Origin of the sequence: Carboxydothermus hydrogenoformans Z-2901, assembly GCF_000012865.1 — a bacterium.
Taxonomy (GTDB): Bacteria; Bacillota; Z-2901; order Carboxydothermales; family Carboxydothermaceae; genus Carboxydothermus; species Carboxydothermus hydrogenoformans.
The window spans coordinates 213,442-226,746 of record NC_007503.1 but is presented as its reverse complement, the minus strand read 5'-3'; the positions used below and the strand labels follow the sequence as shown (position 1 = coordinate 226,746).

Genomic DNA, 13,305 nt, shown 5'->3' with positions numbered 1-13,305 from the left:
TAACCAAAAAAATTTTTAAAAGGAGGGGTTTTATGCGTAAAGGTCTATGGGTACTGGTTGCTGCAGTTCTTCTCCTGTTAGTAGCCAGTCCGGTATTGGCTACTGATCAGTACGCCAAAGATACAGGGAAGCCCTGCAGTTATTGCCACCAGGTACCCACACAAGGAACGCTGGCATTCCACAAGGATGCTAAAAGTTGTTCCATCTGCCACGCAGCGCCAACCAGCACTGCCCAAATTCCCTTGACCGAGCGGGGCGTCCTGTTCATGCAAAACGGCAAGAAATTAGCCGTAGACTTAAATTATGACCCGCTCACCGAAGCCAACGTGGTTAAGGAATTTGCCAGGGTTTCCGGACTTTCCGAGTCAGCCTTTGGCAAGGTTTCCGGAAACATCACCAAGCAAAGACTCGCTTACTTCTTGATGGTAGCTTTAAAAGCCCAAGGTGAAGTTGCTAAAGTTACCGCTAACGACCTTAAAAAATATGCCGACTACACCAAAGCAGCTTCTGCCAACCAAAAAGCCTTAGTCTGGGCCGTAAAGAAAGGCTATTTAAGCGCCCGGAAAGCTGGAAGCAAGCTTTACCTTGATCCAACAGCTGCTGCAAGCCGCACCGAAGTAGTCAAAGCATTTAACGCAGTTCAAGCAAAATATCCAAGAGTATTACCGGCTCCAACTGCATATGCTGGCACCAAGAAATGTCAGAGCTGCCATGGCTTCTCCAAGTTTTCGGCAACCTGGCACCCCAATATGGTAAAAACACCCGATTTCTTTGGTTCCATGCTGCTCTGGTCCTTGAACGATAAGTTCCAGGCCAGCGATGTTCGGTATGTAATTAACTCGCCTACAGAATTGCTATTTGTAGGCAAGGATTACAAATACATGCCGTATGCTTTTGATAAGACCGAAAATCAGTGGGTAGCTGATTCCCACACCCAGAACTGGCTGGTAAGCTGTGCTAAGTGCCACGTCACCGGTTATCCTGGACCGAATGGTATTACCGGTACTCCCTACTCTGTAGTTGGAAATACCTATAAAGAATTATTTACCGAACCGGGTATCGGCTGTGAAGCTTGCCATGGTCCTGGTGCTCTCCACGCTGCAACCGGTGATCCTACCAAGATTCTTGGTGAAAAAGACGGTATTGCTGCCAGCGCTACCTGCGAAAAGTGCCACGAAGGTGCGCACCACCGTGGCGGCGAATACAACGATGAATACGCAATTGCCGGCGTAAGTGGAACTGTTTATGGTAAGCATGGCATTTCCTTACAAACAATTCAGCAAAATTCCCACGGCAGTGTCAGCTGCTTGGAGTGCCACTCCCAGGATTACCGCACTGCTTTGGAAGATTACTTAAAGGCTAACCCGGGTAAAACTGCAGCTGACTTTAATGCAACTGTAAAACTCAGTGACTTTAAGTTAGGCATTACCTGTGTCACCTGCCACAGTCCGCACAGCGAAAAAGGCTACGGCAAGCAATTAAGAAATGAACCCAACGAACTTTGCATGGAGTGCCACACCGGTGAAGGCTTCACCGCTACCTCTGGCAGCAAAGGAGTACATCATCCACAAAAAGAAGTATTTACCGGACAGCTCGGTGCTTCCTTCACTGCTTTAGGTATACCGGAAAAAGTTTATAACCCAATGGGCAGTGCCGAATGCGTAACCTGCCACATGCCCAATGGCTATCACTACTTTAAAGCAGGAAAACCAACCATCACCATTGAAAACGTTACTGTTAAAAACAATCCTGATTTAGGCAACTACCGGAATAATTACAAAGCTTCTTACAACAGCTGCAGTGTCTGTCACGATGCTGTTGGCTTTGATGCAAACGCCGTAAAAGCCTGGACCGATAAAGTCGATACTCGTGTTAACAACATTCTTAACCAGCTAAAAACCACCTACGCAGCAGCTTACAACGATCCAAATTACAAATATGCTGATACTTTAGCAGGCATTGTATCCGCCGACGCTTCTCACGGTATCCACAACACCGCTTTAACTGAACTCCTTTTGAACAAAGCAGAAGAGTATCTCAAGCAAATCCCCAAACAATAGCACTAAAAAGCCCCTGGTAAAAACCAGGGGCTTTTTTATAAATTAAGATACGGCCTTAAAAACTTTCCGGTATAAGAGGCTGGATTCCGGGCCACTTCCTCTGGAGTTCCCTCGGCCACTACCTGCCCGCCTTTATCGCCTCCTTCGGGTCCCAAATCGATTATCCAGTCGGCAGTCTTAATTACATCTAAATTGTGTTCGATTACCACCACCGTATTTCCCGCTTCCACCAGGCGGTTTAAAACATCAAGAAGCCTATGCACATCGGCAATGTGCAGGCCCGTAGTGGGCTCATCTAAAATGTATAAAGTTTTCCCGGTGGAACGCCGGGAAAGTTCGGTGGCCAGCTTTACCCTCTGAGCTTCGCCGCCGGATAGGGTAGTAGCCGGCTGCCCCAGGCGGATATAGCCTAAGCCCACATCATAAAGGGTTTGCAGTTTGCGCTGGATTCTGGGTATCGCGGAGAAAAACTCCAGAGCCTCCTCTACCGTCATATCCAGTACCTCGGCAATATTTTTTCCTTTATACCGCACCTCCAACGTTTCCCGGTTATACCGGGCCCCCTTACACACCTCGCAGGGGACGTAAACATCGGGGAGAAAATGCATTTCAATCTTGATTATCCCGTCCCCTTCACATGCTTCACACCGTCCGCCCTTCACGTTAAAAGAAAACCGTCCCGGTTTATAACCCCGCATCCGGGCTTCGGGAGTTGCCGCAAAAAGCTCGCGGATATCGTTAAACACTCCGGTATAGGTTGCCGGATTTGAGCGCGGTGTTCGGCCGATGGGCGACTGGTCGATATTGATTATCTTATCAATGTAAGTAAGACCTAAAATCTCATCATGAGCTCCGGGTTTTTCTTTTAGCTTATAAAACTTTCCGGCCACAGCCTTATACAAAATTTCATTAATTAACGTACTTTTACCGGAACCGGACACCCCGGTTACCGCTACAAATTTCCCCAGGGGAATTTCGACGGTAATATTTTTTAAATTGTTTTCCCGGGCCCCCACAATGGTAATAGTTTTACCATTACCGCTCCGGCGAAAAAGCGGCACGGGGATTTTTTCTTCCCCCCTGAGATATTTTGCAGTAATTGAATCGGGATGCTTTAGCACTTCTTCCAGGGTACCTGCAGCTACTACCTGCCCTCCTTTTTCGCCAGCTCCCGGTCCCATGTCCACAATAAAATCCGCTTCCCTAATGGTCTCTTCATCGTGTTCCACCACTATTAAAGTATTGCCCAGATCCCGCAGTCGCTTTAAAGTATCCAAAAGCCGCTTGGTATCCCGGGGATGCAAGCCTATTGATGGTTCATCCAAAACATACAGCACCCCGGTAAGGCCGGAACCGATTTGCGTAGCAAGGCGGATCCGCTGAGCTTCCCCGCCGGACAAGGTAGTAGCGGAGCGATTTAAGGTCAGGTAATCCAAACCCACGTTGTTTAAAAACCCCAGGCGTTCCTTAATTTCCTTCAAAACCTGCCGGGCAATTAAAAACTCTCGTTCCGTTAACTCAAGATTTTCCAGGAAAGCCAGAAGCTTTTCCACGGTCATTTCGCCAAGTTCATGAATGTTTTTTCCGCCCACCGTTACCGCCAGGGCTTCTTTTTTCAGCCGGGCTCCCTGGCAGGAGGGACATTTTCTCTGGGTCATAAATTTTTCAATTTCTTCCCGCACCGCCTCCGACTGGGTTTCCCGGTACCGCCGCTCTAAATTGGGGATAACCCCCTCCCAGTTGGCATCAAAGGTGTAAGAATTGCCATTGGTATAGTTGTAATACCTGACCCGCACTTTCTCCCCAGGAAGGCCATAGAGGATTATTCTTAAAATTTCCGGCTCAAGCTCTTTTACCGGCACGTCCAAACTAAACCGGTATTTTTTCGCTAAAGCCTCTAACACCTGAAAATAATATGCCTGCATATTACCCGCGTTCCAGGCGGCTATTGCCCCCTGCCGTAACGTCAAATCTTTATCGGGTATTACCAGATCCGGATCCACTTCCAATTTATAACCAAGGCCGGTACATTCGGGACAAGCCCCAAAGGGATTATTAAAGGAAAAAAGCCGGGGGCTTATCTCCGGAAGGCTTATTTCACAGTGGGGACAGGCAAAGTTTTCGGAAAAAGTAATCTCCTCCCCGTCTACTACTTCCACCACGGCCAGGCCTTCGGTAAGCTTAAGCGCCGTTTCTAAGGAATCGTAAAGCCTGGTTTTTATTCCGTCTTTTACTACCAGCCGGTCAACAACAACATCTATATTGTGTTTTTTATTTTTTTCTAACTTAATATCTTCCGCTAAGTCATAAAGAATACCATCCACCCGGACCCGGGCAAAACCCTGACGCCGGATATCTTCCAAAGTTTTGACAAACTCTCCCTTCCTTCCCCGCACAATAGGCGCCATAATTACCAATTTGGTCCGTTCGGGTAAAGCTAATAATCTATCGACCATCTGGTCAATGGTTTGTTTTTCTACCACCCGCCCGCAAACCGGGCAGTGGGGTATTCCTATGCGGGCATATAAAAGCCTTAAATAATCGTGAATCTCCGTAACCGTACCCACCGTTGACCGGGGGTTTTTGGACGTGGTCTTCTGGTCAATGGAAATTGCCGGTGACAACCCTTCGATAAAATCCACATCGGGCTTATCCATTTGCCCCAAAAACTGGCGGGCATAAGCCGATAAACTTTCCACATACCGCCGCTGTCCTTCGGCATAAATGGTGTCAAAGGCCAACGACGATTTGCCGGAACCGGAAACCCCGGTAATAACGATAAATTTATTGCGCGGCAGGGTTAAATCTATATTTTTTAGATTATGAACCCTGGCCCCTTTAATGACAATCTTATCCATCAGTGTGTAAAACCTCCATTATTACTTTTTGACCGCCTTTTGCGCCCGAAGCTCAATTATTAAGTCGCGCAGCATCGCCGCTTTTTCAAACTCCAAAGCTTTAGCTGCTTCTTTCATTTCCCGGGTAAGTTTTTCCACATACTGCTTAAACTCTTTCGCACTCATTTTCTGGATGAAATCCCGCTTTACTTCCGGTAGTTCTGCAGTCACCGCCCTGGTCGCCTCAATAACATCCCTTACCGCCTTTTGCACCGTTTGCGGCGTTATTCCGTGCTTCCGGTTGTATTCCATCTGAAGTTTACGGCGCCGGTTGGTTTCATCAATGGCTTTTTGCATGGAAGCGGTAACGGTATCGGCATACATGATTACTTTGCCGTTTACGTTCCGCGCCGCCCGTCCGATGGTTTGGATTAAAGAGCGTTCCGAACGTAAATACCCTTCCTTGTCGGCATCCAAAATGGCCACCAGGCTAACTTCGGGTAAATCCAGACCTTCCCTGAGGAGGTTTATTCCCACCAAAACATCAAAAACTCCCAGCCTTAAGTCTCGCAGGATTTCAACCCGTTCCAGGGTATCAATATCCGAATGAAGGTACCGGACCTTCACTCCCATCTCCCGGAAATACTCGGTCAGGTCCTCGGCCATCTTCTTGGTGAGGGTGGTTACCAGCACCCGCTCGTTTCGGGCTACCCGCTCTTTAATTTCCCCGTAGAGGTCATCCACCTGCCCCCGGGTGGGTCGAACTTCTACCTCGGGGTCAACCAGCCCCGTCGGCCGGATAATCTGCTCCACAATCTTTTGAGAATGCTTTAACTCATAGGGTCCGGGAGTAGCCGAAACAAACACTACCTGGTTAATTCTTGCTTCAAACTCATGAAATTTCAGTGGCCGGTTGTCAAAGGCCGAAGGCAGGCGAAAACCGTACTCCACCAGCGCCTCCTTCCGGGAGCGGTCCCCTTCATACATCCCCCGAATCTGGGGAATCGTTATATGGCTTTCATCAATAATCATAAGAAAATCTTTGGGAAAATAATCAATTAACGTATAGGGAGGCTCGCCGGGTTTTCTTCCGGTTAAATGCCGGGAATAGTTTTCAATTCCTTTAGTGTAACCTACTTCCCGCAGCATTTCAATATCGTACAAGGTCCTCTGCTTTAAACGCTGGGCTTCAAGGAGTTTGCCCCGCTCTTCAAAATAGCGAAGCCGTTCTTCAAGCTCTTCTTCAATGCTTTTTATCGCCCGTTCTAACTTTTCTTTGGAAGTAGCAAAGTGGCTTGCCGGAAAAATGGCCACGTGTTTTAGCTCCCCGATAATCTCTCCCGTTAAAGTATCAAATTCTAAAATCCTATCCACCTCATCGCCAAAAAGCTCGATGCGCACCGCCCGGTCGGTATACGACGCCGGAAAAACTTCAATTACATCCCCTCTTACCCGAAATTTCCCCCGGGTTAAGTCGTACTCATTCCGCTCATACTGAATATCTACAAGCTTTCTTAAAATTGCTTCCCGCTCGTAAATCTGCCCTTTTCTAACGGAAAGTAGAAGTTCCCGATATTCCTGGGGATCCCCTAAACCGTAAATGCAGGAGACCGATGCCACGATAATAACATCCCGCCGTTCAAAAAGCGCCGCCGTTGCTGAATGGCGGAGTTTATCAATTTCATCGTTTATAGCCGAGTCTTTTTCTATATACGTATCGGTGGCCGGTAAGTAAGCTTCCGGTTGATAGTAATCGTAGTAGCTTACAAAATACTCCACCGCGTTTTCGGGAAAAAACTCCCTGAACTCCGCACAAAGCTGGGCCGCCAGCGTTTTATTGGGTGCAATTACTAAAGTGGGCTTGTTTACATTGGCAATCACATTGGCCATGGTAAAAGTTTTCCCAGAACCGGTTACCCCCAGAAGGGTCTGCATTTTTAGCCCCTTCTCAATCCCTTCGGTAAGTTCCTTTATGGCTTTGGGTTGATCTCCCTTGGGCGTATAATTTGCTTTTAACAAAAAACGTTCCATACAAAACACCCCAAACTATATTATAAAACCCGAAGGGTTCCTTCGGGCCTGCTTAAACACCTAACATATCCGCCAGCTTGGAAAGAATTTCCCCGGCATATCCTCTAAGAACCAGCGCCTGGTCATCCAGGGGCGTCGGGTCTTTATTGACAATTATTGCCTTTCCTCCTTCTAAGAGAACCAGCCCGGGAATTTGATTGGCCGGCGTAACTACCAGAGACGACCCCACCACCAGGACAAGATCCGAACGCTCAGCCAGTTCCAGGGCTATTTGCCACTCCCGCCGGGGTAAAGCTTCCCCAAATAAAACTACATCGGGACGGATAACACCGCCGCAATTACACCGGGGTACTTCTTCTTCGTCTAACTTCTCCGGCAAGTAATATTTTCCGCACCGGTCGCACCGTACCCGTTTTAAGGTGCCATGGATTTCTATAACGTTTTTACTGCCTGCTTTCTGGTGCAAACCATCAATGTTTTGGGTCACAATGCCTTTTATTATTCCCGCTTTTTCCATCCGCGCCAGGGCTTCATGGGCCCGATTGGGCTTAACATTGGCATAGCTTTTAAACCGCTCCCGGTAAAAATTTAAAAAAAACGCCGGATTCTCCATAAGGGCTCTTCTTGAGGCCACTTTCTCCACCGGATACTGTTCCCACAATCCAGAATTTCCACGAAAATCCGGAATCCCGCTTTCGGTGCTAACTCCCGCTCCGGTAAAGGCAATAGCGTGACGGGCCGTAAGTAGCATCTTAACCGCTTCTTCCACAAAATCCCCTCCGTTAATAATTTTCATATGATAAATTAGAACCAATATTGGAGGTGAAAAGGATGACGGACCGGGAAATTGTTTTTCGGCTTTTACGCTACGAGCAAGCTAACCTTAGAAATTACCAAAATTATTTAGCGTATACCAAAAACAAAGACCTATCGGCATACATTGCCAGAACCATTCCCCAAATTGAAGGTAATATTAAAAGTTTAAACGTTCTTTCCCGTAAACTTTGCGGCGGTTGAGGCAAGAATTAATAACCCGCCGGCGGTGGGCAATTAAAACAATAGGTACTCTAAAATAACCACATCCAACCAGCGACCAAACTTAAAACCAACTTTTTTAAGCTCCCCTACCTTCTGAAAACCGCATTTTGCGTGCAGCCGCAAACTTGCTTCATTTTCGGCCGCAATTAAAGCTAAAAGGGCCCGGAGCCCCCGGTTCCGGGCTTCCTCTAAAAGCGCCATAAGCATTTTTTCTCCATAGCCCCTCCCCCGAAAATCCTTATGAACATATACCGATTCGGTAGCGGTTAAATCATAGGCTTTGCGGGGAGAATAGGGATTTAAACTACCCCAGACAGCAATTCTTCCTTCTACTTCACCCACCAAAACCGGGTGTCTTGCCCCCCGTTTTAAAAGCCAGGTAAGCTGGTCTTCTCCTTCCAACGGTTCGGTATCAAAAGTGGCAATCCCGTGCAAAACTTCCTCATTATAAATGGCAAAAATCTCTTTTAAATCTTCTACCTTTGCTTCCCTAATTATAACATCTTTAGTTTCTGTCACCTATACCACCCGTTTTAAATAAGATAATATACCTATTTTTATCCCGGAGGTAAGTTATGAACTACCCCCGCTGTTTTCTCGGTCAATTTCCCGATAGCAATAAAATTCTATTTTTCTTAAAAGTTAACCACCTGTGGTATATTTTTTATCCAGACTCCACAAAATTGCCAAGGCCTTTATTAATTCTCCCAAAAGAAATCCGGATCCTTGACAGTCTGGACTTTTTAATTGAATCGTACCTAAAAATTTTTGGCCAACCGGTTTATTTCTATTTAACTCCCGAAAGCCGCAGGCTTTGGCCTTACCTTTTAAAAGGATACCAGGAAATTTCTCTTTTCTTTTATTATAAACCTATCAGGAAAACAGTTCCATATATAGCTTTAGGGGAGCTTTCGGGTTTAAAATTATTAACCCAAAACTCCCCTAAACCCTATGCTTATTTTACCATAGATTTTTAACGTACCTTAACAATCATCTCCACTTCTACCGGAGAATTGAGGGGTAGTTCGTTGACCCCTACCGCCGCCCGGGCGTGTTTTCCTGCATCCCCCAGTAATTCTGCCAAAAACTCCGAAGCGCCATTTATTACTTTGGGCTGGTCGTTAAAGCCCGGGCTACTTGCTACATAACCGGTAACCTTAATGATTTTTTCAATCCGGTCGAGGTCCCCTATAAGCCCCTTGACCACCGCTAGGCAGTTAAGAGCTGCCACTTTGGCAAGACGCATCCCTTCTTCTACCGTAACTTCCGCTCCCAACTTACCTCTGGTTTTTAATTCCCCTCCTTCAAAGGGAAGCTGTCCGGAAACATAAATATAGTTATCAATTAATACCCCCGGCACGTAAGCAGCAACCGGTGCTGGCGCCGGCGGAAGCGACATACCCATCTCATTTAACTTTTGCTCGATTTTCATCCAACTACCTCCTTTACTTTTAGAAAGAATTCCCTTAATTTAGTTTATCAGTTTTTCTCCGGATAATTCTTTAAGCTCGGAAACGCTCATACCAAATAGTTCCCAGTTAGGAGTATCGTTCCAAACCGTTTCCAGGTAGTTTAAAAGCTTTTGGTACTCCTCGGGATTATTTTCATTAACCAGGGGCGAATAACTGTGGACAATTGCTTCCGGTTCCTCCACCTGGAAGCGTTCAATTAAGGCTTTTAAATCAAAAAGTTTGGGGTTTAAAAGCAATAAACCCTGCTGTTGTTTTAAATTTTGCAGGTATTTCTCAATCTCCTGATAATTGGAAATTAGCCGGTAACTTTCCCCGTAAAAAACCCGTAACACGGTATCCACCGACAGGGGAGAGGGCAGAATCTTCCGGGAAACTCTGCGGGAGATAAGTCCCTGGGGGTCAGAAACCCGCTTTAGGGCGATAATCTTTTCCGTTACCACAACCCCCTGCCGTCGGATAAGTTCTTTTATCACCTCTTCTACCGGTATTGGCAACATCACCCCGAGAATTTCTCGAAAAATCGGCTCTACTTCTTCCCTGGTTACCGCTCCGTAAAACCAGAGCACTCCTTCCAAAAGATCAGCATAAAAGCTCGCCGTTTCTTCCAGAGTTAATAGCCCATCTTTATATCCCGCATAGTATAGTTCTTCGATTTCACCGCCGTTAAAATCGGGCTGATTTAAAAGCTGTTCCCTGAATGCTGTTAAAGCCTTTAAAAAGATTTCCCGGGCTTCCTCTCGCTTTCCTCTGTGGAGGGTAAGCTTAGCTTTTAAATATAGGCTCTGCGGAAAATCAAAGCCGGTAAGCCCAGCAAAATACTTTTCCGCTTCCCGATAAAAGCCCCCACTTTCTAAAATTGAAGCCATTACAAACTTAAGACCATCCGCTAAATCTTCGGGTTTAACGATTTCGGTTATCCTGGATAACATTCCGGCTTCATCTAACCCTTCTAAGAGCATAAATATTTCCTGGGGATTTTCGAAAAATTTTGCTGGAGCTTTACCTTTAATTTCTTCTAAAGCTTTCTCCCCCCCGGCAATTAGTAAAAGATAATTAAAATATTCCTCAGGTAATTCTTCCCTGAGCTTGATAATTTCGTTATAAGCTTTCTCACTTTTAGTCTGGGCATAAAGCCAGAGAAGGGCATTTTTATACTCCCCTTGGCTATCCTGCAGAAGATTTTCTAAAGGTAGTTCCCGGACCCGATTTTTCACTTTATGTAAAAAATGAAAATCAAGAGCATTTTGGTTAAACTTTTTGGTTAGAGCGATAATTGAATCTACATCCACCTGTTCCCAGGCCACTTCCTCCATTAAATCCACAAGATGCTCTCCTTCAATGTTTTCGAGATTTTTTAACACCTCAATTTTATACCCTAAATCCTTTTCCCGAAAAGCCTCCACTATTATTTCCTTAAAAGCAGGACCGGTTATCCGGTTTAAGATATCTACCCAGCGGGCAAACTCGGAGGGAGAAACGTGAGCCAGATACTCCGGTAAAGTTTGTCCGGAAAACTCCGGTAACTTTTTGGTTTTTAAAATATTTTTAATTTTATCTTCTAATAAATACCACCGCCAGTCGGGCTGTAATAAGCTCTCCGTTACTGCCTGGGCATAAATTTTATTAATATTCTGCATCGCCATCCCCTTTTCTTTTTGGAATTACTTTTATTTTAGCTTCTAAACCAGAAGAAATAAAGAGGTAAAAGAAAAAGAGCAAAGCCCGAAATCTTTGCTCTTAGCAAACAAAATCTTTAAAGTATCTCTCCGCTTCCTCTAAGCTTGCAAAATACCAGCGATTTTCTTCCTTTAGTTCCCGTCCCTTTTCACTGTAAAATTCGGAGTAATAAATAACACACCAGCGGTTATCAATAAAATCCAGGATAAGCTTTCCGGTACCCAGGTCTCTTTCCTGTTTTGGCAAAGAAATCCCCTCCTGTCTAAACAATTATTTCGACAGAAAGGGCTTTTTTCCTTTTTTATTCCTCCAGAGTAGTTAAATCCCCCGGATCCACTCCCATCTCCTGGGCTTTTAACACCCGGCGCATAATTTTGCCGGAGCGGGTTTTGGGAAGTTTATCCACAAATTTCAGTTCCCCAATCACCACTATTGGCCCTAACTCCTTTTTCACATGCTCTATTAGCTCTTTCGCCAGTTCCTCCGAAGGCGCCGCTCCTATTTTCAAAATCACAAAAGCTTTCAAAATTTCTCCCTTTAACGGGTCCGGAACCCCAACAGCCGCTGCTTCCGCCACCGCCGGATGCGAAACCAGAGCGCTCTCCACTTCCGCCGTCCCAATCCGATGCCCGGCAATATTTAGCACATCGTCCGCCCGTCCCAGGACAGCAAAATACCCTTCCTCATCCTTCACCGCCACATCACCGGTAAAATACCACCCGGGAATTTCCCGCCAGGCTTTTTCGTAGCGGGCATCATCCCCGTAAACAGTTCTCAGCATATGGGGAAAAGGATTTTTCAGGCATAAAAGTCCACCCTGTCCCGCCGGCACCGGTTTTCCTTCCCGGTCTAAAACATCCGCTACCACTCCCGGTAATGCAAATCCCACCTTGCCCGGCTTTGCCGCTTTTACCGGCGGCGTCCCCAGGGTAGGCCCTCCCAGCTCCGTTTGCCACCAGTTGTCAACAATAAAACCTCCGTGGGTTTTTAAAAGATTTTCGTAAGCCCAGCGCCAGGCTTCGGGATTTAAAGGCTCTCCCGCACAGGTAATCAGTCTCAAGGATGACAGATCATAATTTTCCGTCCACTTTTCCCCGTATTTCATTAAAAGCCGGATTGCCGTAGGAGCGGTAAAAACGACCGATACCTGATATTTCTCGATAATCTGCCAGGGAGTATCGGGGGTAGGATAATCCAGCGCCCCTTCCCTAAATAATGTCGTTGCCCCCGCTACCAAAGGAGCATAAACAATATAGCTGTGGCCCACAATCCAGCCAATATCCGAGGTACACCAGAACACATCATCATCTTTTAAATCAAAAAAGGTCTTAGCATGGTAGTAGGTTCCCACCATGTAGCCTCCATGGACGTGCAGTACCCCTTTTGGTTTGCCGGTGGTACCGGAGGTATATAAAATAAAGAGAGGATCTTCAGCTTCCATTATTTCCGCAGGTTCCCCCGGTGGATTTTTAAATAACGTCAGAAAATCCACTTCCCGCGGCCCTAAAGGTTGGCGCTCTTCCCGAAACCACACCGCAACCTTTTCCACGCAAGAAACCCCTTCTAACGCCTCATCCACTATGGGCTTTAACGCAACCTTTTTGCCCCGGCGATAACCGTAATCGGCAGTAATCACCAATTTAGCTCCGGAATCTAAAATCCGTTCCCTTAAAGCTTTAAACCCAAGGCCAGCATAAACCACGCTGTGCACCGCTCCAATCCGGGCCACCGCCAGCATGGCCATAACCCCTTCCGGGGTCAACGGCATATAAATTACCACCCGGTCGCCTTTTTGAATCCCCAGATTTTTTAGTCCCCGGCTCAAGCGCTCCACCCGATCTTTAAGCATCCGGTAGGTATAAACTTCTTCCCGCCCGTCTTCGGTTAAAAAAATAAACGCCGCTTTATTCCCCCGGCCCTTTGCCACCTGGGCATCCAAAGCATTATAGGTTATGTTGGTTTTTCCGCCGATAAACCAGCGATGCCAGGGATAATTAAACTCCAAAACCCGCTCCCATTTTTCATACCAGAAAAGCTCCTCAGCCACTCTTCCCCAGAACTTCTCACTGTCTTCTACCGACTCCCTGTATTCCCGGTCAAAATCCTTTAAATTGGCTGCCTCCTGTACCTTTGGAGGTGGAAAAATTTTCTCCTCCATCTGAAGTAAATTATTTAGTTCGCCCATATAAC

11 protein-coding genes are annotated in these 13,305 nt (G+C 46.4%); 3 read left to right on the top strand and 8 right to left on the bottom strand.

The features are described from left to right. Nucleotides 1–32 precede the first annotated feature (32 nt). Nucleotides 33–2,060, top strand: coding sequence for a cytochrome c3 family protein (locus CHY_RS01160; RefSeq protein ID WP_011343208.1), 2,028 nt, complete (start codon nucleotides 33–35; stop codon nucleotides 2,058–2,060). Nucleotides 2,061–2,095: 35 nt separating this feature from the next. Here CHY_RS01160 and uvrA read toward each other — a convergent pair whose 3' ends face one another. The 3 genes from uvrA to CHY_RS01145 are packed head-to-tail and all read right to left on the bottom strand — an operon-like array spanning nucleotide 2,096 to nucleotide 7,724. After that, nucleotides 2,096–4,918 (bottom strand): excinuclease ABC subunit UvrA, encoded by a 2,823-nt coding sequence (gene uvrA / locus CHY_RS01155; RefSeq protein WP_011343207.1) that lies wholly within the window; start codon nucleotides 4,916–4,918, stop codon nucleotides 2,096–2,098. Between the two features lie 21 nt (nucleotides 4,919–4,939). Next, on the bottom strand, nucleotides 4,940–6,928 hold the full coding sequence (uvrB, locus tag CHY_RS01150) for an excinuclease ABC subunit UvrB (protein WP_011343206.1): 1,989 nt from the start codon (nucleotides 6,926–6,928) through the stop codon (nucleotides 4,940–4,942). Nucleotides 6,929–6,980: 52 nt separating this feature from the next. Next, nucleotides 6,981–7,724 (bottom strand): NAD-dependent protein deacylase, encoded by a 744-nt coding sequence (locus tag CHY_RS01145; RefSeq protein WP_162485044.1) that lies wholly within the window; start codon nucleotides 7,722–7,724, stop codon nucleotides 6,981–6,983. A gap of 35 nt (nucleotides 7,725–7,759) precedes the next feature. On the opposite strand from CHY_RS01145, the gene CHY_RS01140 reads away from it, so the two are divergent. After that, the gene (locus CHY_RS01140; protein WP_028051700.1) at nucleotides 7,760–7,945 is read left to right on the top strand and encodes a hypothetical protein; all 186 of its coding nucleotides are present in this window, start codon (nucleotides 7,760–7,762) and stop codon (nucleotides 7,943–7,945) included. A 33-nt stretch (nucleotides 7,946–7,978) separates the two neighbouring features. Here the strand turns inward: CHY_RS01140 and CHY_RS01135 are convergent, their stop codons facing one another. Beyond that, on the bottom strand, nucleotides 7,979–8,485 hold the full coding sequence (locus CHY_RS01135; protein ID WP_011343203.1) for a GNAT family N-acetyltransferase: 507 nt from the start codon (nucleotides 8,483–8,485) through the stop codon (nucleotides 7,979–7,981). A gap of 56 nt (nucleotides 8,486–8,541) precedes the next feature. Here CHY_RS01135 and CHY_RS01130 point away from each other — a divergent pair, with 56 nt between their 5' ends. Beyond that, nucleotides 8,542–8,943: a hypothetical protein gene (locus tag CHY_RS01130; protein ID WP_011343202.1), complete on the top strand. Its 402-nt coding sequence runs from the start codon at nucleotides 8,542–8,544 to the stop codon at nucleotides 8,941–8,943. On the opposite strand, the gene CHY_RS01125 is transcribed toward CHY_RS01130, so the two are convergent. The 4 genes from CHY_RS01125 to acs form a co-directional block, all read right to left on the bottom strand. Beyond that, the gene (locus CHY_RS01125) at nucleotides 8,940–9,398 is read right to left on the bottom strand and encodes a RidA family protein (RefSeq protein WP_011343201.1); all 459 of its coding nucleotides are present in this window, start codon (nucleotides 9,396–9,398) and stop codon (nucleotides 8,940–8,942) included. The genes CHY_RS01130 and CHY_RS01125 overlap by 4 nt on opposite strands. A 39-nt stretch (nucleotides 9,399–9,437) precedes the next feature. After that, a complete protein-coding gene (locus CHY_RS01120; RefSeq protein ID WP_011343200.1) occupies nucleotides 9,438–11,075 on the bottom strand; it encodes a hypothetical protein in 1,638 nt (545 codons plus the stop codon). A 100-nt stretch (nucleotides 11,076–11,175) separates the two neighbouring features. Continuing rightward, the gene (locus tag CHY_RS01115; RefSeq protein ID WP_011343198.1) at nucleotides 11,176–11,361 is read right to left on the bottom strand and encodes a hypothetical protein; all 186 of its coding nucleotides are present in this window, start codon (nucleotides 11,359–11,361) and stop codon (nucleotides 11,176–11,178) included. Between the two features lie 55 nt (nucleotides 11,362–11,416). Beyond that, the gene (acs, locus tag CHY_RS01110; protein ID WP_011343197.1) at nucleotides 11,417–13,300 is read right to left on the bottom strand and encodes an acetate--CoA ligase; all 1,884 of its coding nucleotides are present in this window, start codon (nucleotides 13,298–13,300) and stop codon (nucleotides 11,417–11,419) included. Nucleotides 13,301–13,305: the final 5 nt, after the last annotated feature.

What these genes read in the sequence shown, in the direction of transcription:
- CHY_RS01160 (WP_011343208.1), top strand. Translation starts at nt 33, where the DNA reads ATGCGTAAAGGTCTATGGGTACTGGTTGCTGCAGTTCTTCTCCTGTTA.
- uvrA (WP_011343207.1), bottom strand. Translation starts at nt 4,918, where the DNA reads ATGGATAAGATTGTCATTAAAGGGGCCAGGGTTCATAATCTAAAAAAT.
- uvrB (WP_011343206.1), bottom strand. Translation starts at nt 6,928, where the DNA reads ATGGAACGTTTTTTGTTAAAAGCAAATTATACGCCCAAGGGAGATCAA.
- CHY_RS01145 (WP_162485044.1), bottom strand. Translation starts at nt 7,724, where the DNA reads ATGAAAATTATTAACGGAGGGGATTTTGTGGAAGAAGCGGTTAAGATG.
- CHY_RS01140 (WP_028051700.1), top strand. Translation starts at nt 7,760, where the DNA reads ATGACGGACCGGGAAATTGTTTTTCGGCTTTTACGCTACGAGCAAGCT.
- CHY_RS01130 (WP_011343202.1), top strand. Translation starts at nt 8,542, where the DNA reads ATGAACTACCCCCGCTGTTTTCTCGGTCAATTTCCCGATAGCAATAAA.
- CHY_RS01125 (WP_011343201.1), bottom strand. Translation starts at nt 9,398, where the DNA reads ATGAAAATCGAGCAAAAGTTAAATGAGATGGGTATGTCGCTTCCGCCG.
- CHY_RS01120 (WP_011343200.1), bottom strand. Translation starts at nt 11,075, where the DNA reads ATGCAGAATATTAATAAAATTTATGCCCAGGCAGTAACGGAGAGCTTA.
- acs (WP_011343197.1), bottom strand. Translation starts at nt 13,300, where the DNA reads ATGGGCGAACTAAATAATTTACTTCAGATGGAGGAGAAAATTTTTCCA.